The organism is Mongoliitalea lutea (assembly GCF_014652135.1).
Classification (GTDB): domain Bacteria; phylum Bacteroidota; class Bacteroidia; order Cytophagales; family Cyclobacteriaceae; genus Mongoliitalea; species Mongoliitalea lutea.
Window position 1 is genome coordinate 21488 of sequence record NZ_BMYF01000017.1, and the last position, 25306, is coordinate 46793.

At 41.2% G+C, this 25306-nt stretch carries 29 protein-coding genes, 1 tRNA gene and 1 riboswitch; of the genes, 8 read left to right on the plus strand and 22 right to left on the minus strand.

The features are described 5' to 3' along the window. Positions 1–4: 4 nt before the first annotated feature. Positions 5–218: riboswitch (cobalamin riboswitch) on the plus strand. 161 nt (positions 219–379) lie between these two features. Continuing rightward, on the plus strand, positions 380–2272 hold the full coding sequence (locus IE080_RS13365; RefSeq protein WP_229800637.1) for a TonB-dependent receptor: 1893 nt from the start codon (positions 380–382) through the stop codon (positions 2270–2272). Further along, positions 2269–3324, plus strand: a complete 1056-nt coding sequence (locus IE080_RS13370; protein WP_189583461.1) for a YncE family protein — start codon at positions 2269–2271, stop codon at positions 3322–3324. The genes IE080_RS13365 and IE080_RS13370 overlap by 4 nt, the downstream gene beginning before the upstream one ends. Positions 3325–3723: 399 nt before the next feature. On the opposite strand, the gene IE080_RS13375 is transcribed toward IE080_RS13370, so the two are convergent. The 14 genes from IE080_RS13375 to IE080_RS13440 all read right to left on the minus strand — a co-directional run bounded on the left by IE080_RS13375 (position 3724) and on the right by IE080_RS13440 (position 15877). Then, positions 3724–4116 carry a hypothetical protein gene (locus tag IE080_RS13375; RefSeq protein WP_189583464.1) on the minus strand — a complete coding sequence of 131 codons (393 nt, stop codon included), beginning with the start codon at positions 4114–4116 and terminating at the stop codon, positions 3724–3726. A 12-nt stretch (positions 4117–4128) separates the two neighbouring features. Next, the gene (locus IE080_RS13380) at positions 4129–4458 is read right to left on the minus strand and encodes a hypothetical protein (RefSeq protein WP_189583467.1); all 330 of its coding nucleotides are present in this window, start codon (positions 4456–4458) and stop codon (positions 4129–4131) included. A 137-nt stretch (positions 4459–4595) separates the two neighbouring features. Then, complete coding sequence (locus tag IE080_RS13385; protein WP_189583469.1) at positions 4596–5795, minus strand: phosphoglycerate kinase; 1200 nt, start codon at positions 5793–5795, stop codon at positions 4596–4598. A gap of 27 nt (positions 5796–5822) precedes the next feature. Then, positions 5823–6809, minus strand: a complete 987-nt coding sequence (locus tag IE080_RS13390) for an L-threonylcarbamoyladenylate synthase (protein WP_189583471.1) — start codon at positions 6807–6809, stop codon at positions 5823–5825. Further along, positions 6809–7519 carry a tetratricopeptide repeat protein gene (locus tag IE080_RS13395; RefSeq protein ID WP_189583473.1) on the minus strand — a complete coding sequence of 237 codons (711 nt, stop codon included), beginning with the start codon at positions 7517–7519 and terminating at the stop codon, positions 6809–6811. Before IE080_RS13395 ends, IE080_RS13390 begins: the two co-directional genes overlap by 1 nt. Before the next feature lie 45 nt (positions 7520–7564). After that, positions 7565–8011, minus strand: a complete 447-nt coding sequence (locus tag IE080_RS13400) for an acyl-CoA thioesterase (RefSeq protein WP_189583475.1) — start codon at positions 8009–8011, stop codon at positions 7565–7567. Position 8012: 1 nt separating this feature from the next. After that, positions 8013–8564 (minus strand): NUDIX hydrolase, encoded by a 552-nt coding sequence (locus IE080_RS13405; protein ID WP_189583477.1) that lies wholly within the window; start codon positions 8562–8564, stop codon positions 8013–8015. Then, positions 8561–9157, minus strand: a complete 597-nt coding sequence (locus IE080_RS13410) for a hypothetical protein (protein ID WP_189583479.1) — start codon at positions 9155–9157, stop codon at positions 8561–8563. The genes IE080_RS13405 and IE080_RS13410 overlap by 4 nt, the downstream gene beginning before the upstream one ends. Continuing rightward, positions 9157–11067, minus strand: coding sequence for a RecQ family ATP-dependent DNA helicase (locus IE080_RS13415; protein WP_189583481.1), 1911 nt, complete (start codon positions 11065–11067; stop codon positions 9157–9159). Before IE080_RS13415 ends, IE080_RS13410 begins: the two co-directional genes overlap by 1 nt. Before the next feature lies 1 nt (position 11068). Then, a complete protein-coding gene (locus IE080_RS13420; RefSeq protein WP_189583484.1) occupies positions 11069–11845 on the minus strand; it encodes an enoyl-CoA hydratase/isomerase family protein in 777 nt (258 codons plus the stop codon). Between the two features lie 46 nt (positions 11846–11891). Beyond that, positions 11892–13850, minus strand: coding sequence for a ComEC/Rec2 family competence protein (locus IE080_RS13425; protein WP_189583487.1), 1959 nt, complete (start codon positions 13848–13850; stop codon positions 11892–11894). 84 nt (positions 13851–13934) lie between these two features. After that, the gene (locus IE080_RS13430; protein WP_189583490.1) at positions 13935–14456 is read right to left on the minus strand and encodes a DUF3575 domain-containing protein; all 522 of its coding nucleotides are present in this window, start codon (positions 14454–14456) and stop codon (positions 13935–13937) included. Positions 14457–14481: 25 nt separating this feature from the next. Continuing rightward, positions 14482–14919, minus strand: a complete 438-nt coding sequence (locus IE080_RS13435) for a GNAT family N-acetyltransferase (protein ID WP_189583493.1) — start codon at positions 14917–14919, stop codon at positions 14482–14484. Further along, entirely contained in the window at positions 14876–15877 is a 1002-nt protein-coding gene (locus tag IE080_RS13440) for a PhoH family protein (protein ID WP_189583496.1), read from the minus strand. Before IE080_RS13440 ends, IE080_RS13435 begins: the two co-directional genes overlap by 44 nt. A 104-nt stretch (positions 15878–15981) precedes the next feature. Here IE080_RS13440 and IE080_RS13445 point away from each other — a divergent pair, with 104 nt between their 5' ends. The 6 genes from IE080_RS13445 (at position 15982) to IE080_RS13470 (ending at position 19696) form a co-directional block, all read left to right on the plus strand. After that, complete coding sequence (locus tag IE080_RS13445) at positions 15982–16752, plus strand: SAM hydrolase/SAM-dependent halogenase family protein (protein ID WP_189583500.1); 771 nt, start codon at positions 15982–15984, stop codon at positions 16750–16752. Further along, a complete protein-coding gene (locus IE080_RS13450) occupies positions 16752–17054 on the plus strand; it encodes a putative quinol monooxygenase (RefSeq protein WP_229800638.1) in 303 nt (100 codons plus the stop codon). The genes IE080_RS13445 and IE080_RS13450 overlap by 1 nt, the downstream gene beginning before the upstream one ends. Before the next feature lie 73 nt (positions 17055–17127). Continuing rightward, positions 17128–17211, plus strand: a tRNA-Leu gene (locus IE080_RS13455). 110 nt (positions 17212–17321) lie between these two features. Beyond that, complete coding sequence (locus IE080_RS13460; protein ID WP_189583503.1) at positions 17322–18527, plus strand: site-specific integrase; 1206 nt, start codon at positions 17322–17324, stop codon at positions 18525–18527. Positions 18528–18849: 322 nt separating this feature from the next. Next, positions 18850–19098 (plus strand): hypothetical protein, encoded by a 249-nt coding sequence (locus tag IE080_RS13465; RefSeq protein ID WP_189583506.1) that lies wholly within the window; start codon positions 18850–18852, stop codon positions 19096–19098. Beyond that, entirely contained in the window at positions 19076–19696 is a 621-nt protein-coding gene (locus tag IE080_RS13470) for a hypothetical protein (RefSeq protein WP_189583507.1), read from the plus strand. Before IE080_RS13465 ends, IE080_RS13470 begins: the two co-directional genes overlap by 23 nt. Before the next feature lie 127 nt (positions 19697–19823). Here the strand turns inward: IE080_RS13470 and IE080_RS13475 are convergent, their stop codons facing one another. From IE080_RS13475 to IE080_RS13510, 8 genes are read right to left on the minus strand one after another with little or no spacing between them, the layout of a single operon-like run. Continuing rightward, positions 19824–20237: a hypothetical protein gene (locus IE080_RS13475; protein ID WP_189583508.1), complete on the minus strand. Its 414-nt coding sequence runs from the start codon at positions 20235–20237 to the stop codon at positions 19824–19826. Next, positions 20238–21593: a hypothetical protein gene (locus tag IE080_RS13480; RefSeq protein ID WP_189583509.1), complete on the minus strand. Its 1356-nt coding sequence runs from the start codon at positions 21591–21593 to the stop codon at positions 20238–20240. A gap of 2 nt (positions 21594–21595) precedes the next feature. Next, a complete protein-coding gene (locus tag IE080_RS13485; protein WP_189583510.1) occupies positions 21596–23614 on the minus strand; it encodes a hypothetical protein in 2019 nt (672 codons plus the stop codon). Between the two features lie 3 nt (positions 23615–23617). Continuing rightward, positions 23618–23968: a hypothetical protein gene (locus IE080_RS13490; protein WP_189583511.1), complete on the minus strand. Its 351-nt coding sequence runs from the start codon at positions 23966–23968 to the stop codon at positions 23618–23620. Next, on the minus strand, positions 23965–24249 hold the full coding sequence (locus IE080_RS13495) for a hypothetical protein (protein WP_189583512.1): 285 nt from the start codon (positions 24247–24249) through the stop codon (positions 23965–23967). The genes IE080_RS13490 and IE080_RS13495 overlap by 4 nt, the downstream gene beginning before the upstream one ends. After that, a complete protein-coding gene (locus IE080_RS13500) occupies positions 24246–24443 on the minus strand; it encodes a hypothetical protein (protein ID WP_189583513.1) in 198 nt (65 codons plus the stop codon). Before IE080_RS13500 ends, IE080_RS13495 begins: the two co-directional genes overlap by 4 nt. 3 nt (positions 24444–24446) lie before the next feature. After that, positions 24447–24854: a YcbK family protein gene (locus tag IE080_RS13505; protein WP_189583514.1), complete on the minus strand. Its 408-nt coding sequence runs from the start codon at positions 24852–24854 to the stop codon at positions 24447–24449. Continuing rightward, complete coding sequence (locus IE080_RS13510; protein WP_189583515.1) at positions 24851–25249, minus strand: phage holin family protein; 399 nt, start codon at positions 25247–25249, stop codon at positions 24851–24853. Before IE080_RS13510 ends, IE080_RS13505 begins: the two co-directional genes overlap by 4 nt. Positions 25250–25306: the final 57 nt, after the last annotated feature.

Genomic DNA, 25306 nt, shown 5'->3' on the forward strand with positions numbered 1-25306 from the left:
CTTATGTTTGTAGGTGAGAATTGGTTCCTGAGGCTCGGCGAGCTTCATGGATTAAAAGGGAATTCGGTGTGAAACCGAAGCTGTCCCCGCAACTGTAACCCCATTCCGACATTTGTTGGAATAGTAGTTTACCCCTCCATAGCCATTGTCCCTTCACGGGATGAGAAGGCCGGTAAACTCAGGGAAGCCAGGAGACCTGCCATTTTCAGCGTATTCAAAGCCTTCGGTGGAAAGGATGAGAAGAAAGAGTATTAGTTTCACAACTATTCGCACGTCAGTAGTAGGTCTTGTTTGCAGGTATGTTATCTGTGAATAGATGACTGTTTGCTGTATATTCTCTTTCTACTTCAAGGCTTTGAACCCAACAAAATTAAAAGCCTTGAAAAAAGCACTCATCATAGCAAGCCTTTGGATCAGTTTCCCACTTTTGGGGAAGGCAGATTTCCGTATGCATTTGGGAGATACGTTGGAACTGAATGTGGTGGAAGTCAAAGGTCCTGACCTTGAAAAATATGCAGCAGGGCAACAATTGCTCAGGCTTCAGGAAAAGGACTTGCAAGATTTTCGGGGAGATGCCCTAACAGAGGTACTTCAACGAAGAACAGGCTTATTTTTACGCCAACATGGACCGGGCATGCTCGCCTCTTTGACCATGAGAGGTACTTCCGCTGGCCATAATGCTGTTTTCTGGAATGGACTCCCCATCAACTCCCCTTCCTTAGGACAGGCTGATTTTTCTATTCTACCAACTGCTGCTATTGACCAAGTGGATATTCACTTAGGGAGTTCGGGAGCGCTTTATGGCACAGACGCCATCGGTGGAGCTGTTCATCTAGGGACACGTCAACTCTTCAACCAAGGACATCGCTTGGAGGTGGGAAGTGTCCTTGGGAGTTTTGGCAGGTGGGATCGATCATTAGCGTACAGTTATTCTAACCAAGCATTTTCTACCAAAACCCGAGCTTACCGTCAGCATTCACGAAATGACTTCCCTTTTAGAAATCTCTCCAGAATCAATACGCCCATAGAGCGCATGCCCAATGGAGAAGTGACGCAACAAGGCTTTTTGCAGGATTTGGCTTGGAACATTTCTATCCGTCAACAACTTCATGTTGCCATTTGGTACAATGAAGCAGACCGCCAAATCATCCCCATTATCGGTTCCAATACCCAAGACCAACAGCAAGACCGAAATCTTCGGGCCATGCTTGACTACTTACATTTTGAAGGAAAAAATACTTGGAATGTAAAAGCAGGGATCGTCTTCGATGAGCTCATCTTCAACATTGCTGCCGTCAACAAAACCCAACAATATTTTCTCAGTGGAGAGTTGGATAGAAATTGGAATGATAGGCAGAGTAGCAGGACTGGTTTCCGCTTGACGCAAATTGATGGACAATTGGATACTTACGAAGCACAGGAACAGCGTTGGGAATTGTACCATTCCCAAAAAATCCTTCCAAGCCCTCATTTGACCCTTACCGCAAACCTTCGGCAATTTGTTTACGATGGAAACTGGGCACCTTTTACACCGAGTATTGGAGGAGACTGGAATTTTCTTCGCACTGCCAATCAAAAATTATCCTTGGGATTTGCTGCAGCAAGGAGTTTCAAAGTCCCTACGCTCAACGATCGCTTTTGGAATCCGGGAGGTAATCCTGATTTACTTCCAGAAGATAGCTATAGCTCAGAGATTAGCCTTCAGCAAGAGCTTACCACCAATGGTTTTGCAATCAAGCAACACCTGACCTTGTACCGCATGTGGGTGGACAATTGGATTATCTGGTTGCCTCGGGGAAACATCTGGAGTCCCGAAAATATCCGCAGTGTGATCAACTCTGGATTGGAATACCGTGCACAAGTAGAGAAAAAAATGGGAGCTAATCACTGGTCCTTTACAGGAATTTATAATTGGGTTCAGGCCATCAATCAAACCAATAGTTCCGCCAATGACCAAAGCAAAGGAAACCAACTTCCTTACACGCCCGAGCACAAGGTGATGGGCACCTTGGATTGGCAGCGAAATAGTTGGAGTGCTTTTTTGAGTTCCCATTGGGTAAGTGAGCGATTTGTGGCTACGGACAACCAATTGAGTGTAGCGCCCTACGAATTGGTTGATATCGGATTTCGCTATCAATTTAATTTTCTGAACACTAAAAAACTCAACGCAGGATTTCATATCAACAACTTGTTGGACAAAGAATACCATATCATGCGCTTACGGCCCATGCCAGGAAGAAATTATCAATTTAACTGTACAATAACACTATGAAAAAGTTTACTAGTCTCCTTTTAAGCCTTTGGGCTGCTATCCTTCTTATTTCCTGTAATCCTGATGGAAATGAAGTTCCTTTGGGCGAATTTGAAAAAGGAGGGATTCTAATTATGAATGAAGGCGCATTCGGTGCCAATGATGGAGAAGTTTCTTTCTATGAATTTGCCCAAGAATCTGCCCGCCCCAACATCTTCGAAGCAGCCAACAACAGACCTTTTGCAGGGCTTCTTCAAGACTTGGTAGAACATAACGGTCATATTTACCTCGTTGCCAATACCGGCAAAGTTGAAGTAGTAAATGCAGGTGACTTCAAAAGTGTGGGCGCGGTGGAAGGCCTCGATATCAGCAGATCTGCCATTGTCACCAATAACAAGCTTTATATCAGTGATTGGGGACCTTACGACGCAAACTTCAACAGTCCCGATTCATACATCGCAGTCGTTGAGAATGTAAAAGGCGATCCCATTGCAACCAAAATCCCTGTTGAAAGCCGTCCAGAAGGCTTATTTGCAGTCAACAACCAATTACTAGTAGCATCAAGCGCCACGAGAAAACTTAGCGTGATCAATCTTAATCAGGATACTGTATCCCGTACCTTGGATATTACGGGCCGACCGTCCTTCTTTTTCGAGTCAGGTAATAACTTGTTTTTGTATGCCCATGATGCATCCAATGTTTACTTTCATGAAATCAACAAAAGTAACATCACTATCAGTAGAACTATAACGGTCAACCTTTCTCGTGCTACTTCCAATTTTGCTTTAGGTACAGATAACTCCATCTATATCATCACCTCCACAGGTTGGCCGGATTACAATGATGCGGTAGCAAAGGTTAACCTTAGCAATGGAAGCGTCAGCAATCCTGAGTTCTTCAAAGGTTCTGGCTTCTACGGTATCGGTTATCGCAACAGCGCCAGAGAAATCTACATCGCCGACAACAACGGCTTTCAAGGCAATGGCAGCGTCATTGTAGTCAATGAATCAGGTCAAGAAGTCAAGACCTTTACAGCAGGCAGAGGACCTTCCGGGTTTAAGTTCAGAGAGTGATGAGGGAAGGATGAAGGATGAAGGATGAAGGTTGAGGGAGGACCGAGCGTTAAGAAAAGCTATATTGATAGCTTTTTAGCGAGGGGCCGGGTTGGAGGGTAGGAAGAAAAGGATGAAGGATGAATCTTTATTGAAATATGCTAGCGCGAAATAAAGTTGAAATATGCCTCTACTAGTGGCAGACAGGTTCGGCGATATATTGGTGACATGTAGATAAGAGAATTATTCTTAAAAAAGTGTCAAGAATTTTCAGGAAAAGACAAACTTAGTGCCATTCGTGGACAAAACTCTCAGCGAGCGTGGCGGTAAATCGTTGCGCTCGTTGCGTGAAATGAAATCCAGAAAAGGATTCCAAGCTAAAAATCTTTACTATTTAGGTGTCTTATACGATTAACTGAATTATTCGAAGATTTCCACGTGGTACACGTCGGATTGGTTGCGGCATATGCCGTTTACTTCAAAACCTCCTTTTTGTGGGATTTCTTCTACTAGATCAAACACCTCGCAGTCCTTCGGCAGCCCCTCAAAAATCAAGGTAAATCGATGTATAGGCCCAAAAATGTGCAGCCACTGTGGATAAAAAGGAATATTATCCGCGTTCAATAATTTTGCTTGGGCACCACCTTCTCGAGGAATCAAATATGTACTCGGCCAGATACGTAATTGCCACCAACTGTAAGTTGACTGTATAGTCACATGGACGATCACTTGCTTTTCCACATCCGCCTGTATCTTAGCTTCGGTCAAAAGCTCCTCATCAATCTCAACCGCTGGAATTACTGATGGTTCCACTGCTTCGTTTATTTAATCATCATCCTCGCTTCTGTCCCGCTCATTGTATATGCGAGTTCCACATTCGATGCGGTCAACCTCTATGGGTATTTCGATAGTACTTTTGGAATAATAACGGCCGTTTTCCGCTAAAGAAATCGACCACAGTCGTCCCTCTTCATCTCTGTAGGTAAATACACCGGTGGACTTATTTCTACGAATATCCTCCCGGATCTCATAAAAACGCTCCCGGCCATCATCATCCGCTACTAAGAACACCAAGCAAGGCCCATCGATTTCTTCAAACTCCATGCAAGAATTGAACAACAGCAGAAGGAAAAGAAAGGGGAGGATTTTTTTCACGAATTGCATACGCACTAGAAACCCAAATCGGGTTTAAGATGATTTTGGTTCCTAAGTTAAAACTTAAAACCGATAATTCGAAAAAGAAAAAGCAGGCCCGTCTCCAAACCTGCTTTTTGTGATTATTTTATTACAAATTATACCTGCAAAGCTGCTACACCTGGAAGTACTTTACCTTCCATGTGTTCCAATAAAGCACCACCACCAGTGGATACATACGACACCTTATCCGTGAAACCAAACTTATTGACCGCAGCAGCAGAGTCACCACCACCGATCAAAGAGAAGGCTCCATTTTCAGTCGCTTCTGCGATTGCCTCAGCAACAGCCACGGTACCATGTACGAAGCTCGACATCTCAAATACGCCCATAGGACCATTCCAAAGGATGGTTTTGGAGTTTTTGATAACATCAGCAAATAATTTTCTTGTTTCTGGACCAATATCTAAGCCCATCATGTCAGCAGGAATTTCCCCTGCACTCGCCAAGCCCTGCTCATCGTCATTAGCAAATGACTTAGAAGTCACCGTATCTACAGGAAGGATGATTTTCACACCTTTAGCTTCTGCTTTCTTCATCAACTCCAATACGTAGTCCAATTTATCCTCCTCACAAAGAGAATTACCGATTTGACCACCTTTGGCTTTGGAGAAAGTGTAAGACATCCCACCACCAATGATAAGATTATCTACCTTTTCTAATAAGCGCTCGATAATCAAGATCTTATCAGAAATTTTGGCTCCACCCATGATTGCCGTGTAGGGTCTTTCTGGATTTTCTAATACTTTATCAGCATTTTCCAACTCAGATAGCATCAAGTAGCCGGTTGCTTTTTCTTCAAAAAACTGTGCAATCACTGCCGTAGAAGCGTGCGCACGGTGAGCAGTACCGAAGGCATCGTTCACATATACATCCCCGAGTTTTGCTAGTTTTCCAGCAAACTCCTCGTTTCCTTTTTCCTCTTCTTTGTAGAAACGTAGGTTCTCCAATAACAACACCTCACCTGCCTGAAGGGATGCTGCCAAATTTACGGCCTCATCTCCTATGCAGTCATTGGCAAATTTGACGGATTTACCTAGCAAAGCCTCCAGGTTACCAATCACATGTTTTAAAGAATATTTATCGGTTGGACCCTCTTTAGGTCTTCCCAAATGTGACATTAAGATCACAGCACCACCATCTCCCAAAATCTTTTGGATGGTTGGCAAAGCAGCACGGATACGCGTATCATCAGTGACTTTTAAGTCTCCATCCAAAGGCACGTTAAAGTCCACGCGGATCAACGCTTTTTTACCCTTGAATTCAATGCTGTCAACACTTCTGAATTTGTTACTCATATGGTTATTGTTTAAAAGGTTTGAAATCTAACTATCCTCTAGACCATCCATAGACTCTGCAGCAGCCCGCTTGAGTCGATCATTAATGGCTTTACCTAGACCTTCGTCAGGCAAATACTCGGATAAAATTACAGAAACATTCAGACTGTCCAAAGTTCTCATGGCAGCAAACAAGTTTTTTGCAGCTTCCTCCAAGCTTCCACGGGAAGAAAGCTGCATTTGTTTTCCTGAATCCAAGTCTGAAAAATGCTCCTGAAAAGATAAAACGGCAAATGGTAGTTGTTCTTTCTGATATTTTTGAACCAGTTCCTTCAAATTACCGATGATAAATGGCTTCGTTGGTGCATAATGCGATTTTAACATGCCGGGACTTTGAGGATTGGAACTGCTATGGGCCATCACTTGCACCTTGCCAACGATGCTCTCGATTTTCTTCACTTCCAAACCTCCGAGACGGAACACTGTCACCTCCCCGTCCAACATCCCCACAATGGTGCTCTCCAAACCAACCTCACAAGCACCTCCATCCAAAATGTAGGGGATCTTGTCACCAAGTTGATCGTTGACATGCGAAGCTTTGGTTGGGCTGATGTAGCCAAAAGGATTTGCACTTGGGGCTGCCAAAGGAAAGGGCAATTGCCTCAACAATTCCAAAGTGAGTTCGTGACGGGGTATGCGCACTGCCACAGTATCCAAGCCAGAAGTGACCAAATCTGGTACTATTGGCTTTTTCGGCAATAATAAGGTCAAAGGACCTGGCCAAAAACGTTCCGCTAGTAAGCGTAGGGGCCTTGGAAAATCTTGGACAAATCCTTCAACCTTATAAATATCAGAGGTATGCACGATCAAAGGATCAAAGCTCGGACGGTTTTTGGTCGTAAATATCTTGGTCACTGCATCCGGATTCAAGGCATTTCCAGCCAATCCATAGACAGTTTCCGTCGGTATCCCGACCAATTCACCTGCTGACAAATATGCAGCAGCCTGCTCAAGCGCTGTCCCGATCTGTGCCATTAATCTTTACAAAAATCTTCAATCCAGGTTTGTGCACCGGCATAACCCAAACTTCTGGCCATTTTGAAGTTGACACAGCCTTCGTCCACCATATTGAAAGCAGACATTTGAATGGTACCTATCAGGTAATATGCCTCTCCATTGGTGTTGTCTAAGTCCACCGCTTTTGTCAAAGAGTTAATGGAAGAAACTGGATCGTTATTCCAAAACTCGGACTTGCCTTTATTAAACCAAGCGCGGGAATTCCCTGGATTTTCCTGAATGACAATGTCAAAATCAAAAATCGCATCTTCATAGGACTCGAGGCCCATCAAAGCTACCCCACGGTTAAAATACACATCCAAAATCCCTGGTTCCAAACCATTAGCAGTATTGTAATCCATCACTGCGGCACGGAATTCCCCTTTTTCAAACCAGGCATTTCCACGGTTCAGGTAAGGTTTATAGCTTAGGCTATCGATTTTTATAGAACGGTTTAATGCTTCAATGGCACGGTCATATTGGGCCAATTGAATCAAGGCAATGCCCTTGGCATTCAAAGCGGATGCAAAGTTTGCGTCTTGATCAATGGCTCTATCAAAATAAGTGATTGCTTTTTGATAATCGGAACCTTCCAATTGACGGATTCCTTCCTGGAATAACTCGTCAGCTGATGGGCTGCAGGATGCTAGCCAAATCAGACTTACCCAGAATACTAGTTGCTTCTTCACGTTTCGTAAATTTCCTGCAAAGATAGGGGTTTACCCCTGATTCTCTTACTTCTGCTCCAATTTAACTCGGTATTGAGTAGGTACAGGTGTGGGCTTCATGGTCTTCATATCCACCGAAACCATCACCACGGAAGCTGTTGCATAGATGGCTTCTTCACCTTTTTCCGTGGTCCCTGCCAACACTTGCTCCAACACAAACGAGCTATTGCCTACTGATTTGCAGCGGACAAAAGCTGACACACGATCAAAGGCATGAATAGGCTTTTTGTAGGAAATGTGTAAATCAGCTACCACCGTCCCAACGTCCATCACATCCCAACCACATTGCTGATACAGATACAAGGCACGGGCGTGTTCCAGGTAACTGAAATACACCCCATTATTCACATGCATGTATCCATCGATATCGGAAAAACGCACCTGCAAAGGCACTGAAAATGAAAAAGAGGACCTCACATCCTCCAATCCACTAATGACTAACTGCTGACTCATGTCAAATTAATATTTCTGATTTACTGGTTTTTTCAAGCATTCGAAGAATCGAGGAATTGCCTCCTGTCAAATCTTCTACTCGGTCAAAAGGTATCCAAGCCAAATCTTTACTTTCCTCCGAAATCACTAAAGGCTCATCAATCTCAGCCTCTATCAAAAATCGAACATCGTAGTGAAAGTGCTCGGGTATCTCTCCTTTTTTGGGAATAATATGACGGTCAACATCAAAAATCCCACTATCCACCAATCTTAGCGAAGTCAATCCACTTTCCTCGCGTGCTTCATTCATCGCTACTTCCCGAAGATTCTCATTCCCATCGGCATGTCCTCCTAGTTGTAACCAACGGTTCAATTTCCTATGAAGAGTCAATAAAGCGTGCGTTCTTCGTTTGTTTACAATCCAGGCAGAACCGGTAAAATGTCCTTGAATACGCTCCCTGCGAAAAGCCAGGTCATCGTATGTCAAATCAATAAAATCTTTTACAGCTGCTGCTTCCTCTTCAAATGGTGTCCGATAATTTTCTAGGTTTTCTCTGAGTGTTTGCCTGTTCATGGTGTGTTGGTTTCAAAGATATGATCAATAAACTCGTCAAAAGGTTTTGCCTTTTGGTACAGGTGATCGGAATACACGGTCACCAAGACTTTAATAAAACTGGGTTCATTGTCAATCGTCACTTTTTCCACACTTACATTTCCATACAGCTGATCAATTTTACTGGTGAAGTCCTCAGCTTGTAGGGGTGGTTTAAAGTATTGTTTTTCGGTAGTTTTGACTTTATCGTTGATTTCTTCAATTTTTCTGTCCAAACTCACCTGTCTATATCCCAAAGCTAACATTCGTCGGCCAAAAGCAAAGAAAAGTTTAGAAAAAGTTTCAGGATTAAATGGTGGATCGTAAGAAACGGCAAATCCGTTAGCGTAGGGACTGTTCAAGGTATGCACCTCTGGCTTAGCATTGATATTGGCTTTTTTAAAATGATAATTTTTACCCACAAGGTCCAGAATATATGAACATTCAGAAGACTGTAACCAAATCTCCAAGTCCAACATATCCTGCGAAGACTGCACAAAATTTTCCTTTACCTGTAGTGGCGTATTTCTTTTAGGAAACAATTTCCCAAAAAGATCATCAATAAATCCGGCCATTATTTGTTGAGTTTATATTCACCGCTGGGTTCTTCGACGATCAACCCCTCGTCAGATAGGTCTCGAAGGACTTCGATGGTCTCTTGCTCTTTTTTCAATCCTGTCACCTCCTCCAGCGTATGCATAGAGAACCGTTTCCCCTCCTGTAAAGTTTGAATTATCTTACTTTTTACCTTTACGTAATGCGCTCCACCTTGTTTTTTTTGTTGGATGCAAACATCACAAATGCCACATTGATGATCTGAAACTTCTCCAAAATAATGGGAAATCTGATTAGCCCTACAGACCTGTGCATTCCTGACATAGGAGATCATGGAATCTGCTTTTTCTACTGCATTTTCCCTACGTTCAGCGATGCGTTTGCTTTGCAGAGGCAATTTTCCCGCATCAAATCGCTCTGTTAAAAAAGTAACTTGAGGCTTATCTTTTCGCTGTTCATAGGCCAGAACACCAAGCTTATCCAACTGCTGCAAGCCCTGTACCAATTGGGTTTCGGATATCTGCATGGCTTTAGCCAGTTTGTTTTCCTGTATGGACAAAAACTCCGTAAATAGCTCTCCACCAAAGGTTCGAAGTAACACCTTGATCAATGGATCCAATTTGGCATGGGCAATCTGCACTTCGTACAATTTCCCATGGTTAACCACAAACTTGATTTTGGATGGTGCAAAAAAACTTTCATTTAGCTCCACAAAACCTTCCTCTTGCAAGACTTTTAAGGCATTGTATGTTATAAGCAAATCCAGGGAATAAGTCTGACAAAAATCCTGTAAATCAAAATCAAAACTCACCATTAAGCCACTGCCAACCGCCATTCGGTAATAATTGGCCAGACATTGATAAACTTTGCGGAGGTACTCAATGGGAGGATAGGCAATTTCTGCCCGGTCCCGTAGGGTCTTCAAATCCTGTTCATTGGTCAGTAAGACCGCATAAGCCTTGAGTTCATCCCGACCGGCCCTGCCTGCTTCCTGATAGTAATTTTCCAAATTTTCGGGTAAATCCAGGTGCAAAACCAAACGCACATCGGGCTTATCGATTCCCATCCCAAAAGCGTTGGTAGCCACCATGACACGAATTTTATTGGATTTCCACTCCAACTGCCTGCTTTCCCGCACTTCACCTGGTAGCCCCGCATGGTAAAAAGTAGCTGGAATACCCGCTTGATTGAGCAAACCTGCCAGTTCTTTGGTTCCTTTGCGATTGCGGGCATAGATGATAGCCGTGCCAGGCACTCGTTGGAGAATGCGGATACCTTGCTCCAATTTATTTTCAGCAAAGCGAACGGTATAGCTAAGGTTTTTTCTGGAAAAGGAACGGACAAAAACCTGCGGTTGCCTCAACTCCAATTTATCTATGATATCCTGCTTGACCCGAGGAGTAGCGGAAGCAGTTAAGGCCATACAAGGAACCTGTGGATGCCACTGACGAATGGCGGCAATTTCCAAATATGGAGGCCTAAAATCATAGCCCCATTGGGAAATGCAGTGCGCTTCATCGATGGCCAACAAACAAACCTTCATCTTCTTAAAGCGCTCGATGAAAAGTTCTGACTTCAAGCGCTCAGGGGAGACATAGAGAAATTTATAATTCCCATAGATACAATTATCCAAAACCGTATCTATCTCCCTACGGCTCATGCCGGAATAGATTGCAGAGGCCAAGACGCCTCTTTTGCGTAGATTATCCACTTGATCCTTCATCAGGGCAATTAACGGACTCACCACCACACAAATTCCTTCCATGGCTAAAGCAGGCACTTGGAAGCAAATGGATTTTCCCCCACCTGTAGGCAGCAAGGCCAAAGCATCCTTCCCTTCCAAGGCAGACATAACAATCCCCAATTGGGCCGGACGAAACTCCGAATACCCAAAAAACTGTTGGAGAATATGATATGCCTTTTCTTGCATCTTACCAGGTCAATTTTTCTTTGTTTAGGAATGCTGCTATCCCTTTTTGACAATCTTCCGTCCCTCTAGCCCTTGCATTCATTTGGGCTGCATAGTCCAAGCCATCCACCAAACTCTTTTCCTGCACCAAGGCAATCATCTCCTTCGTCAGTCTCATGGATTGACCGGAGTTTTGGCGGATAAGTTTTTGCGCATAGCTATTTACCTTTTCTTCCAATTCATCTGACTTGACCACCCAATTGATCAGGCCCATTTCTTTGGCCTCTTGAGCAGTGATCAAATCCCCGTCTAGCAAGAGTTGCTTTGCTTTTCCTTCTCCTATTTTTCTCAATAGAAATACTTTGACAATCGCCGGTATAAAGCCGATTTTCACTTCTGTGTATCCGAATTTTGCTTCTTCTACGGCAAAAGAAAAATCACATACAGTAGCTAAGCCACAACCTCCGGCCAAGGCATGTCCTTGGATTTGGGCAATCACCACTTTAGGAAAAGTATAGATTTGATAAAACAAATCTTTCAGATTACGGCTATCTTCCAAATTCTCATCATAGGTATTGGATTGAAGTTGCTGCAAGTAACCCAAATCTGCTCCCGCACAAAAGGCAGGGCCTTCCGCTTTGATGATGACCACTTTGACATCTGGGTTTGTGGAAAAACTTGAGAGGGCAATCTTTATTTCCTCTACCATTTCCGAATTCAGCGCATTCCGTTTATCCGCACGGTTCAAAATGATGGTTCCTATGCGATCCTGTACTTGGGTCAAGATGGGTTGGTTCATGTTTTTCATTCAATAGTTTTCACAAAATACTAGAAATAGGCATACACTACCTAGGATTTCCAAAAGGAGTTGCAAATTTAAATTTCATAGCCCCTGAATCCATCAACTCTTCTGTAAGTGGCGTAATGGCTTTCCATTTCCCCTCATCAAATTGCCAGCTTTGCTCAGCAAGGTTATACAAACTATCCTTAGTAACTAGCCCTAAATCGGGTAACAGGAGATAGTCCTGCCCCTCTTTATGAATGAGCTGGAGTGGAAAGGACTCCTTTGCCCCTATGCTTTTCCGAAAAGGCTCCACTTTGAATGAGCGTTCATCCTCACTTGCATTTTCATAACTGTATCGCTTTCCTTTGAGGAAGAGATCAATTACCTCCCCTTTATTCAAGTCGTAAGAAATAATGTATGCATCTTGCTTTCCTTGCTGAACCCGCTCAAACCAAGACCATGCGACAAATACAGCACCTAACCCAAGTAACAAATATGCTGTCAGTTTTTGCGGATAATAAGCAAGTAGTAATAGGAAAACTAGGGTCCCCAGATAAAACCAAATCAAGGATAAAGACCAATCCACTGCCAATCGGGATGCAGGTAGCCACTGAATCGCGGCTATCAAGACATTCATCAATCGGATTAAATGCTCCGTCAACCAGCCCAAGGCATCCGCAATCATGGGAATCTCTGAAAGCAGCATATAGGGCACTCCCACAGACATAATTAAAAATGCTCCAGGTATAGCAATCAAATTTGAAAGCATAAAGTAGGTTGGAAAAATCCCAAAGTAATAGGCTGAAATCGGAAAGGTCGCCACTTGTGCAGCGATGCCTACGGTAGTTATCTGCCAGACATACTCTACTGATCTCAGAGAAGGTACCCAAAGATTTACTAGTAAAGGCTGTATCAATAAAATTCCCAATAATGCTATGTAGGATAATTGAAACCCCACCGAAAACAAAAGATTGGGATCAAATAGCAGTAACAGAAAAGCTGATAAGGCTATGGCGTTGAAAATAGAGGGGCTTCTGGACTTCATTTGTGCCAAAGCTATGATCGTAAACATGGTAGCCGAGCGCATCACTGAAGGCGACATCCCTGTCAATAAAGCATAACACCAAATCAAAGCGATCACAAAGGACAAAAACAATACCCGCTTTCCAGTTGCGAGTCGATAAGGCTTCCATAATAAAAAGAAAAATCCATAAATAATCCCCACGTGCAATCCCGAAACCGCCAAAATATGCATAGCACCTGCTGTGGCATAGGCCTCTGAAACTTCTTTATCCAAGTCTTTTTTCTGGCCCAATAGCAAGGCATTGGCTATTTGTCGGGCTTGGGTATTTTGAAAATGTGTATGAAAAGCCACTTGAATCCGAAATCGCAAAGCTTGAAAGAAATTTTCTACAGGCTGCTCGTACAATTGACCAATCACTGCAATTTCTTGAAAAAGAAACTGCCGATAAAACACCCCTTGCCTACCCATGAACGCTCGATAATCAAATTCGGCCGGATTGCGAGGGCCATTAATTCGCTGAAAAGCTTGAGGCACCCAAATCAAATCCCCTGACTTCAAAGGATATTCCCTTCGGTGATAGAGCAACACCTCCACATCAGCCCGAAAAGAGGTGTCTGAATAAAATAACTCCTTTACCCTTACCCTATTGAGTTTGGAATTAGGTTTTTGTTGCTCATGTTCCAGTACAATGGCAGTGTAGCCCTTCAATCCTACCAGTGAGAGCTCTTGTTGTTGATTGTCCCTTTCGTGTTGCAAGGATTTTATATAGACCCCAAAAAGAATCAATTGTGTATAGGCCATTAAGGGGATGGTAAACTTGAACCGATAAAAACTTCGGTAACGATTATAAACCACCAAACCAGCCAGAACTAGCCCCAAACCAATTAAAGCATAGGAAAGATAAGTCAGAAGCAAGGCAGGTATCCAAGGTTGCAGGAGAATACCTCCCACAAAAAAAGGCAAATAGCGCACAAATGGATACTCGGCAAATTTCATAGGCTCAATGCTTTCTGAAATTTACCTAGAAAACAAAAAAGAGGGAAATAATCCCTCCTTTCTAGCCGATATTAAACGTTTATTTTAAAATCTCAACCCTACAGTGAATCCAAAATTGAACTCTATAGCGCTAAAGCGATCCTGAACTTCTTCACTAAAACCCCTTGCGATGCTTGCAAATGGGCCAAAAGCAAACTTATCGTTAAATGCCCATTTGTAACCACCTCCGAGGCCAATGAATCCACTGTTCAAATTGGTTACACCGGCTGGTTCAGAGAATTCTCCAAATCTATACTTGAAGAAAGGGAATAAAAACAGCCGATGATCTTCTTCCCCAGCAAAGTAAAACTGATAAGAAAGCTGAATAGATGATGCACTGAAATTTCGATCGGAACCTGTTGACCTATAAGCAAATCGATCATTTAAGTGTAATTCAACACCTACAGACTGATCCTTTGCTATAAATTTTTCATACCCTAATTCAACTTTCCCCAAAGCAATCAGATTAAGGAAATTAAGTCTTACCTCCGAGCCAGCAAAGTCCTGGGCAAAAAGCAGTTGTTGACTTGAGAAACAAAGTAGAAAAATTAATAAAACCTTTTTCATCGCAAATGATTTTTAAATTAAATGTTTACAAATATAGTTCCATTTTGTAATGGAGTATGTTACATTCCTCAAATAGTTCACCAACTTGTTTAAAACCAAACTTGGCGTACAAAGGCATGGCGTCCAATTGAGCATGCATATACAGTTTTTTTCCTTTGGAATTTGGCTGGGCCGCAATATCATCTACGACTGCCTTCACCAAGGCTTGCCCCACTCCTTTTTCCCGCTTTTCCTTCAGGACAGCGAATCGTTCCAATTTGACTCCCTTATCCGTATATCTCCAACGGGCCGTTCCTGCGGGCGTATCATCTAGTTTAGCTAGAAAGTGCGTGGAGGAATTTTCAAACTCATCATATTCTTCTGCAGGACCCACCTCCTGTTCAATGACGAATACCTTTTCCCGAATACCAAAAATGATATCAAGCTGTTCCTGCGTCAGGACCTTTTCTACTGTTATAGGCATCTCTTTTTTCTAATTTTTCAGCTTCTTCTCTATCGTAAGCCTCAATGATGGATTTTACTAATTTGTGTCTGATAACATCCTTTCCACTCAAATTCACAATCCCGATACCCTTCACATCTTTTAATATCCTCAAGGCCTCTTTCAAACCTGATTTTTGTCTATTGGGCAAATCTACCTGCGTTTGGTCTCCCGTGATAATCACCTTAGAATTAGGTCCCATACGGGTCAAAAACATTTTGATCTGCTCGCTTGTGGTGTTTTGAGCCTCATCCAACAGTACAAATGCATCATGCAAAGTCCTTCCCCGCATATAAGCCAAAGGTGCAATCTCAATCACACGGGTCTCTTGATAATACTTCAACTTCTCCGCTGGCACCATATCACTTAGCGCATCATATATAGGCCTTAAGTAGGGATCTAACTTCTCCTGCAGATCACCCGGCAAAAAACCCAAGTTTTCTCCAGCCTCTACAGCAGGTCTAGTAATTATGATACGCTTGACTTCTCTGTTTTTCAATGCCCGTACAGCCAACGCTACTGCAATATAGGTTTTCCCCGTTCCAGCAGGACCTAAAGCGAAAACCAAATCATTTTTGAAGGCTGCATCGACCAATTTGCGTTGATTGGCAGATTTGGGTTTGACTACCAAGCCCTTGTTACCATAGACGATTACATCGTTGACCTCATCATTTTGAAAAGGGGCATTTTCCAAGGCCAAGTACTCTTTCACGTTATCGGGACTCAGATGCCCAAAACGATGAAAATGCTGAAAGAGCATATTCAAAAGATCGTTGATTCTAAGAATTTCCGGCGCTCGGCCTTGTATGCGGATTTCATTGCCCCTTGAGATAATTTTGCTTTGGGGAAATGCATCCGAAATCTGTTTGATATTTTCATTTCCTGCTCCCAAAAAATCGAGGAGTGGAATGTTTTCCAACGTAATTACTTTCTCTACCAATCTGTTGTATTTGATTAATGAATTCTATCTATGGTGTAAAGAATAAATTCCTAATTTTGTTCACACCTATCACAAAAATAGAAAAATTTAATAGACTTGCACTTATGGCGCTGATAACATTCACCTCAGATTTTGGAGAACGTGATTTTTACGTACCCGCTGTCAAAGCGAAGATGTTATCAATCAACCCCCAGTTGACCATAGTGGATATCAGCCACCGAATCGAACCCTACAACACTGCGCAGGCTGCATTTTTGTTGAAGTCAGTATACAAAGACTTCCCTAAAGGCACAGTACACCTACTTGCACTCAATGCTACGGATGTGAAAAAAGATGGATTTATCGCCATCAAGCATGAGGAGCATATTTTCATCGGACCCAATAATGGGGTATTAAGTCTATTATCCGAACAAGAACCTGGGATTGCCGTGCAACTGACCGATGCCCATCTGCAGGGCACCACATTCCCCACGAAAGACTTATTGGCACCGATTGCCGCAAAAGTAGCTAGCGGGGCCGCCATTCATGATTTTGGTGGGCCTTTACGGTCCATCAAGCGCATGATCGGTCGACAGTTTAAGGCTACCAGACAGGAGATTGTAGGACATGTACTTCAAATCGACAATTACGGCAATATGCTGACCAATATTCCTAAGGAGGTATTTGACTTGCTCAATCCAGGTCGTTTTACCATCCGCTTTGGACGGGAAGAAGCCACCTCGATCAACCATTCCTATGAGGAGGTTGATAATGGGGATTGCTTTGTATTGTTCAATAGTTTGGGCATCATGGAAATCGGCATCAACCAAGGACATGGGGCAGAGCTACTGGGTTTACGGGTAGATTCTCCTATTTACATAAATTTTGAAAACTAATGGAGTTATTGATCAGAGTGGTCCGCATGGAGTTTCAAGAGGAACACATCCCTGCTTTTTTGGAAAATTTTCACGCCAACAAGGAAAAAATCAGAAATTTTCCCGGTTGCCATCATTTAGAGCTGTGGCAGGATGAAAATTTTAAAAATATTTTCATGACTTACAGTCATTGGGAATCTGAAGAAGCCCTGAATCAATATCGTGATTCTGAATTATTTAAAGGAGTATGGGGATTCACCAAAACCCTGTTTGCGGGTAAACCCACAGCATTTTCTTCAAAAAAAATTGTAGAACTGCCTTGAGGGGGCTTGCAGGAAAAAAAAATAGTATTCATATTTGCATCCCGTTCAGCAAGGAACGCGGAATAATTGAAATGCCCAGGTGGCGGAATTGGTAGACGCGTTGGTCTCAAACACCAATGAGGTTACACTCGTGCCGGTTCGACTCCGGCCCTGGGTACTCCGCAAGGCTAAAAAGCCTTAAATTGATAAGAATAGCATGTTTTTCGTTTCACATAAAACCGAAAAAGCATGCTTTTTTCTTTAAAAAACCAACACAAAACGGCTATCATGTCGCCAAATTTTCACACAAGAAATGGAGGGCGCATGAGAGCTAGTGTAGAAGCCAGAATCCGGAAAGACAGAAAAAATTCCGATGGCACAGCCTCCGTGTACCTTCAGGTCATCATAGATTCTGATCGCACCACAATCCCTCTCAAAGTTTCATGGCCAATCAAATTCTTCGATAATCGAACAGGCATGTTTCTTCCCAGAAACAAATCAGATAAAGATGCCCAGGACTTCAACATGCTGGTCCAAAAAGAAAAAGCCAAGATCAATGAGATATTTATGTTCTACAGACACTCAGATTTTGAACTGTCTATCGAGCAATTTCATAAAGAGTATTCCAGGTACGGTGCGAAAAAAAACTTTCTGATCTGGGCAGAGCTGGACAATGAAGACCGGTATGCTGAAGGAAAAATATCCCAACAGACTTATAAGAACACCAAGTCGCAGCTTAAAAAAATAGCTGAGTGGAAAAGTGAAATCCGATTTGGGGAAATTGATATGCAGTTGATGCAAAGCTTGGAGACCTGGCTAAGAGCTAAGAAAAACCTTAAAATCAATTCTGCCTGGTCAATTTTAAAAATGGTCAAAGCTACTGCCGGGAGAGCAGCAAAAAACGGTATAGCAATCAACACCCAAAGTCTAGGTGAATACAAGTTACCTACGACAACATCCAAAATCATTTTTCTAAATGATAAGGAACTCAAAAAACTCAATTTTTATTACAACTCTGAATCTATACCGCCATCCCACAAACGTGTTTTGGGTCAATTTTTATTCTCATGTTACACGGGACTAAGATTTTCAGATATTCAGCGCATAACATGGAGGCAAATCGTAGATGACCTGCTCATATTTGAACCATACAAAACACGAAACATTGAAAAGGTTGTAAAAATCCCCCTTATTGATGAAGCTTTTGATTTTATAGAAAACCAAAAAGGACCACTTTTTAACGCTATGATGGAGCAGCCAACAAACAGGATCTTAAAGGATATAGCTCTGGACCAAGGTATTCGTAAAAACCTGACCACACACGTGGCCAGGCATACATTTGCCACTTCTTTTTTGCGTAATGGCGGACATATAGAAGTCCTTCAAAGGCTTTTGGGCCATGCTAAAATAAGTACTACGATGATTTATGTCCACGTAGATGATCAAAGGCTACGAGAACAAATGGAGTTAATGAGTTCAAAAAAGGGTCTTTAGGGTCAAATTTCCCTGAATAGGGTTATCAGCTCATTCAGCACTCTTAGAGAGTGCTGAATGTCCTTCAACTTGCAATCTCCGAGATCAAAGCAAATAAGACAATCCTTGATTGATTCAAGCTCTAGAGCTAAGATCTCACCCGTAAGATTTGGATTTCTCCGGATAAACTCCTCGATAGAAGAAAGATGAACCTCTCGGTTCTGGCACTTAAAAATAAATTGTGAGTCCATAACTTTTTTTGTTTGGATTTTTTAACGGCACTATTACTGCAATAAGTTCTAATACAATATATTGAGAGACAGAGGTTGTCAAGATAATTGACATGAATCCATTAAAAGAAGAATTAGAAGCACTTAAAATTCGAATTGAAAACAAAATCCGAACTCTCGTATTCACTCAGAAAAAATTACCATTCGAAAGGCTCGCAAAAGGTAGACAGCTCAAGGAATTGGTGATCATGGCTATTAAGGCGATTGATGATGGTGATCAAAAGGCTTTAAATGAATATATTGAAGAGTTAAAAAGTAGGAGTATTGAAATAACAAAATATGGGAGATTTATTGAAAATTGAGTTTTGGGTCACAGTGATCAATAGTAGTACTAATATCATCATGATGGCATTAATGGTGCTACAAACGTACTTTTTTTACCTAACTTTTAGGTTTGGTTTCAATTTTTTGAAAGACCATGAACAAAAAATTAAAGTTGAAAACAAGCAGAAATTAATTATAGAAAGTTTAAAAATTTTATCGTTTTTGGAAAGCTCATACATCAACCAATACCATGTTTCATTTCCAATATTTGATGACAGGAAGTACAATGATTTGAAAGATGTATTATGGGATATCAAATCAATTAATGATAAAGGTTATGATGATTTTACTGAGGCAGTATTGAAAAACAACGAGCTTGAAACTTATGCCGTACTTCTTGCAGACAATGATCTAATCACCCACATTGAAAATTTAAATAAATATACCATTGAGCTTGATAGAAAATTTCAAGAATTTAACTGGAATCTGAGAGACGAAAGAGTTAAGCACGCCTATAAAATCATACAAGAATTTTCTTTTGATTATCCTAATAATAAGCCTAGCAGATTGCATTATATCCTTAATAGAAAAATCAAAAAAATCAGAAACAGGCTGGTATATCTGTATAATCACTAATTTTTAACAAAAACCCCCAAGCCACATAGCTTGGGGGTTTTTATATATGAGTAGATCCATGTACAGACCTAAATTAAAAAATCGAATTGACATTAGCCGTTTTTAATCGCTTAATAATCGGGTAAGTTTATTCCATCAATGTGGGCTGAAACACTACTGTTTTGAGTTTTGGTGCCGTTAAGGGATTATAGGTAAGGTCTATGAAACTCTTATTTTTTGTTATTCGGATTTGACTTGGATTTACCTCGTCTAATAACAGCGCAACTAAACCGGATGAATCCGTAAAAGCGGGCGGTCTGTCGGGTTCGTTGACTTGAACCACGGCGTTTCGAATTGGGAAGCCTCGAAAATCCTGAACTTTCAAAAAAATTTCTTGCTCGGAATAGGCAATTATAAAACCCTCAAATCCAATAGGTATTCTAATAGTTTCGGGACTTATAGAAATAACAAAACCCTGAAATCCTAAAGCTTCTTTGATTTCAGCTGGAAGACCTGTGTTAATTACAAAGCCCTCAAATCCTTCGGGTTCTTGGTAAGCCATTTAGATACGATTTTGGTCTAATACTATTCGTAAATCTATGCTACGAAAATTAAAAGCGCTTCCTATTTGCCCTCCTCCTCTTGGGTCTCCGTTACCCAAAATTAACCCGTTAGCAAATACTTTTCTCGGTTCTGTATTGACCTCCATTAAGAGCCAAGCGCCCGCTGGTCCTCCGTCGTTGTCCCAAATCTCAATCGGACTGCCTTGATTTGCATTCGGGTCTAAGCTTGTTCGCATCCAATATGTTAAGCGTCTCGGACGATCTATTTCAGTCGCAAGTAACCCCAATTGTTTCACGGCATCAGGTACATTATTATTTTCTGCTGTCGGGGCTGTTTGGGTTCGAAGAAAGTTCAAAAGGGTTTTCAAAACTAATAGTCTTGAACTTACTACGCTGTCCGAAATTCTACCCGTAATCCTAATTTCGCCGTCGAGTTGTCCGCTTTGGACTGAAACAGAATTCGGGTTTGTAGTGTCAATACGGGTATATGCAAATTGAAAATTAGGGTCTGTTAATTCGATTATTTTACCTGCTCGAACTCCTCCGATAAAAAACCCGTTTGCGCTTCTTCTTAGTAAAGGTGAAGTCGGTTTTACAATTTTGTTATGTAAATCTAAAAACTCAGGGTCAACACAAGCGAAATTACCGTTATTATAAAAATTTGGGTAAACGTCAATTATATCTAAAATATTTGGGTCTGCATCGGGTCTATTGCTTCCATCGAACAAACGTTTAGCTTCGTAATTAAGTCCATTTCTTGAAATAATTCCGTTAACGCAACCGTGGCTAAATAAAGCTACATTAAAAAAAGTTTCTGTTGGCGAAACATTCCATATTACGTTTTTACTTATGAATGAACCCGACCAAGTATTATTATTGACCGAGGGCATAATTATTTGCTCTAATACAATACAATTATATAGTTGAGTTGAAGACAAAGTCGCTAATTTGATTGTTGAGGGTAAAAAAATACTTCGATAAGAAAAAAATAAATTACCAGGTGAATTGTGCAAAGAGACATTTTCGTAAATATTGTTTTCATTACCTCCATTTGCTGCGGAATGCCCTAAATTTTGAACGTTTTTGAACCAAATATTCTTCCATTGGCTTTGATTCGATAAACCTAAATTGCCTCCTAAACCATCTATTATTACGGTTCCGTCTCCTATTATTGTTTTTGTTGCGCCTCCAAAATTATTTTCTTTATAAACTCCTGATCCTATTACAACAATCCCATTTGTATTAGGTACGTTCGCAATAGTTCTTTTCGGTAAATTTGGGTCTGTCCCCGCATTTGCGTTATCGCCCCCCCATTCACTAACATACCAATTTCCTGAAATTTTAAATCTTGACATAATTAATTATTTAATATTTGACAACTTACTTTATTGTTTGGCGTCCATTCCAGAAAAAAACGGTTCCAAACTCCCGCCTCATTTCGATAATTATCCCAATTGACAACTATATCCGAACCGAAAAACGGCTTATTGATTCCGTCAGCTTGAAAGTAGAAAAGCGTTCTGAATCCTATCTCTGCATTCGTTGAATTAATCTGAATTTCTGTACTATTCGTAATTACATGAGTTCTCACATGATTAGTCTCAAATGTCACTGTCAGGACTGTTAGGCCTGTCCCATCATTCGGAGTTCCTTGATGTAATTGTGTTATTTGGACTATCGCTTTTCCCTCGGGTGTCCATTCAAAAAAGTATCGATTCCAGTGACCTGCTGAATTTGAATAAGTGTCCAAAATTATTTCATGAGCCCCCTCTACATCCAGCCTATTTACTCCATCAGCTTTAACATACAGCTTTGTCATATTGCCCACAACTGCCCCAGGTGAGACAATATTTACAGCTTGCGCTCCCGACATCTCATGTACATATCTGTAATTTTTATCAAATGGAATATCAGGCCAATTGGGTAAGTCTGTCAAATAAGGAGTAGCAGCTCCGCCGCCTCCCGTCGCACTAATGACCGGATTGGCTGGATCGGTCTTGTCGATGCTGATATTTGCTCCAGCGATGATATCCTGGATGCCACCTGTAAGATTTTTAACTTTTTCGTATTCTTCCTGACTAAGATGAAAATATTCATCATTCTCAGGATCTCCACCTTGCTTGCCTTGAGTGGCATTATGAAATACAGGTGGAAGATTTCCATAAAAAAACTCCATAAGCTGAGTAAAACTGAGAAAAAACCAGCCTGCAGTACCCGGCTTTTGAACAGGAAATAAAATATCATCTGGAAGGGTGATTTGCGGAAAGTCCGATATTTTGGGAGGAAGAATAAATTCCTCATCCCCAGGACCGATAATTATCGGATCAATTAAAGGACTTTTTTTTTTGAAAAGAGCTAAATACTTTGTTTGGCGTGTATAGCCAAACTTAAAATCAAAGCTTACAAGCTCCTTTTCCAAGGTGGTAATTTCAGGATTTTGAAGCCTTATTTTCACAAAGGCTCCATCCTCATAAATGTATTTTTTTAGGGATTGGAAAAAATCCTGAGCCCAAAGCATTTCTTCCTTGCTTCGAAAGTAGCCAGTATTTTTTTCAAATGCCTTTTTTGGATTGATTTGGTAGTCTTCTTCTATTTCATCAAAAAATAATGCCCAATCCACTTCAACAGGATTGACAGATTTCTTTTCTCCTGTTAACCGGATAGTGTCCAACCCACTCAGGGAGTTTTGAAAGTAAAAAAGATCCTCATGATCATACTTCTCATCTGTAAGCATATAGCGTTGATGCCATGATTCAAATTCATCACCCCCATTATTAACTACCCATATGTCAAAATATAAAGGTTGATTAATAAACTCTTGTCTAATAGCTGCAAAGTTGACATTAATCGTATAATGCCTGCCAGCATCCAGATTATGAAGGTCAATAGTCTCGGTGATTCCACCTTGGAAATATGCCTTTACCTTTACTTTAGCATCTGCAACAGCAAAATAAGACAACCATTGAAGCTCATCACTGCGCACTGGCTTAGTCTGTGGCTGCCAAGTGAGCCAGTTTACTTTGAGGAATTCAGGGACATTAATATTGAGTTCGGAGACGCCTCCTTTGATAGCTACAAAAGAAAAGTCCACCTCATCAGTGCCAGACTGAAGCTCGACTTGAAAAGATCTAACTGATCGTAATTGCTCATAAAGATCCACATCGGTAGGAATATCAAAAAACAAGCGCTCATCTATAAAGTCACGCAAGGTAATGCGTACTCTTCCAGAATTATCCGACACATAATCCTCTACTAAGATTGTATTTGATGACATTTTCAAAGTCATCCTAACAGTCAATCCAGTAGACTCTACAATGATGTCAGGAATATTTCCGCTAAAGGTGAGCGCCTGTGGCTGCTGAATCAAACTCAACATAGATTAATTTTTTTCTAGCTTATGAACTTTAAAGCTTCCCGGAGGTAAATATATCCGATCGGCATTTTCTTCTTCAGGCGAGAGAGTAGTGTCCTTGATTTTTAAGATCGGGGCAGCTACCCAGTATCCTTTATCTTTTTTGACACCTTCGACTAGCCATACTCCATTTGTATTTTGCTCGATAAGTGCTCTCAACTTACCGTCAGAGCATTTTGCAATGCCCGGAGTGTCATTGTACACAAAATCAAAATACTTTGGTGCCGTAGTCTCGACCTGCTTGATCAGGCCAGCGCAAGAGGTGAGTACCATAAAGCTCATAGCAATCCAGGTACAGAGTAAAATTAACTTTTTCATGGTTTTTGATTTGTTTGGATGGTTTTTTGGAGCTCTTTGATTTGGCTTTCAAGCTCACTTATTTTATTGTGTGTTTGCCCTGCTACAAGCTCTACGATTTTCAATCGTTCCAAAAGGATTGCTGTCACATCAACAATTAATCTACTCACCTTGCCACCGGCAATATTGAGCAAAATTCGTTTTACGCCTTCGAGAAAAGTACCAGCTTTGGTCTTTTGATCTACTTTTGTTTTGGCAGATTCTTCGATTTGTTCGAAGATATCCAGTTCATCTTTAGTCATATTAAAATTAATTTTGGTGTTTTTCCTCTGGTAACTTCATCAGCTATTTCTACAGTACTGAGAATAGATCCTGTACCAGTTAGATTTCGCTGTCTGAGATAATCACGAGCAGCATCATGAGCGGCAAACTCATCTAAACCAACCACAATGAGCGGTCCTTCAGTAGTTTCGATTTTAAAAGCTTTCCTTGACATATCTTACCACCGTGCTCTTACTCCACGGATATCATAGTGAACAAATGTATTATAAGCTTTGAGGCCGCCTTGCTTCATTCTACCCTCTGCTATCAGGCGCTCAATTGTATTGGCCACCTGAGCTGGAGTAAACCCATTAACTACGATATCAGCAGCTTTACCACATGCGTGTTGACTCTTTCCGCTTCTTCCTCTTAATAGTTCCCACCACTTCGGGCGAAATCCTATATTTACAGTGATACGAGCACCCAATTCATCTCTTAGTACCTGTAAATTTTTGGCTAGCTCTTCAATAGATTTTTCAATATCCTCTGTAAGGCTGTCTATTACCCTCTGTTGCTCAGCCTGATTTTTTGCAAATTTGTTTAACACAAATTCACTCAAATTAAAGTTTGTGGTTAGCTTTCTCATTTGTATGATTTTAATTTACCCTCTGCCCATCCTCTTATCAGATCCTTTAGCCAATTGAATAGCAGCTCTATAAAGTCAAAGTTTTTATACAACTCCTTTTTCTTTATACTCAAGATATTGGTAAGAATGCTGGTAAATTCATTGGCAATCATGATGTAGACCACTAGATTGACCAATGCAACCCAGTCTAATCCCATAATTTTTCCTATCAAAGCCATTAGGTGCGGGATCATCAGAATTAAAATTTTTATAGTAATACCCCACCACAATTCATCTTTTCTAAATCCTATGCCTAGTCGTTTTGCCTTTAATGCACCTGTGATAGTGTCTAAAAAAATCAATCCGGTAAGCAAGGATGTGACTTCCCATCTCATTTCGAGAAAAGTGAAAATCATAACAACGACGGTTTTAATCCATATAGAGGGTAAAAATTCATGAGTTGTCATTTCATC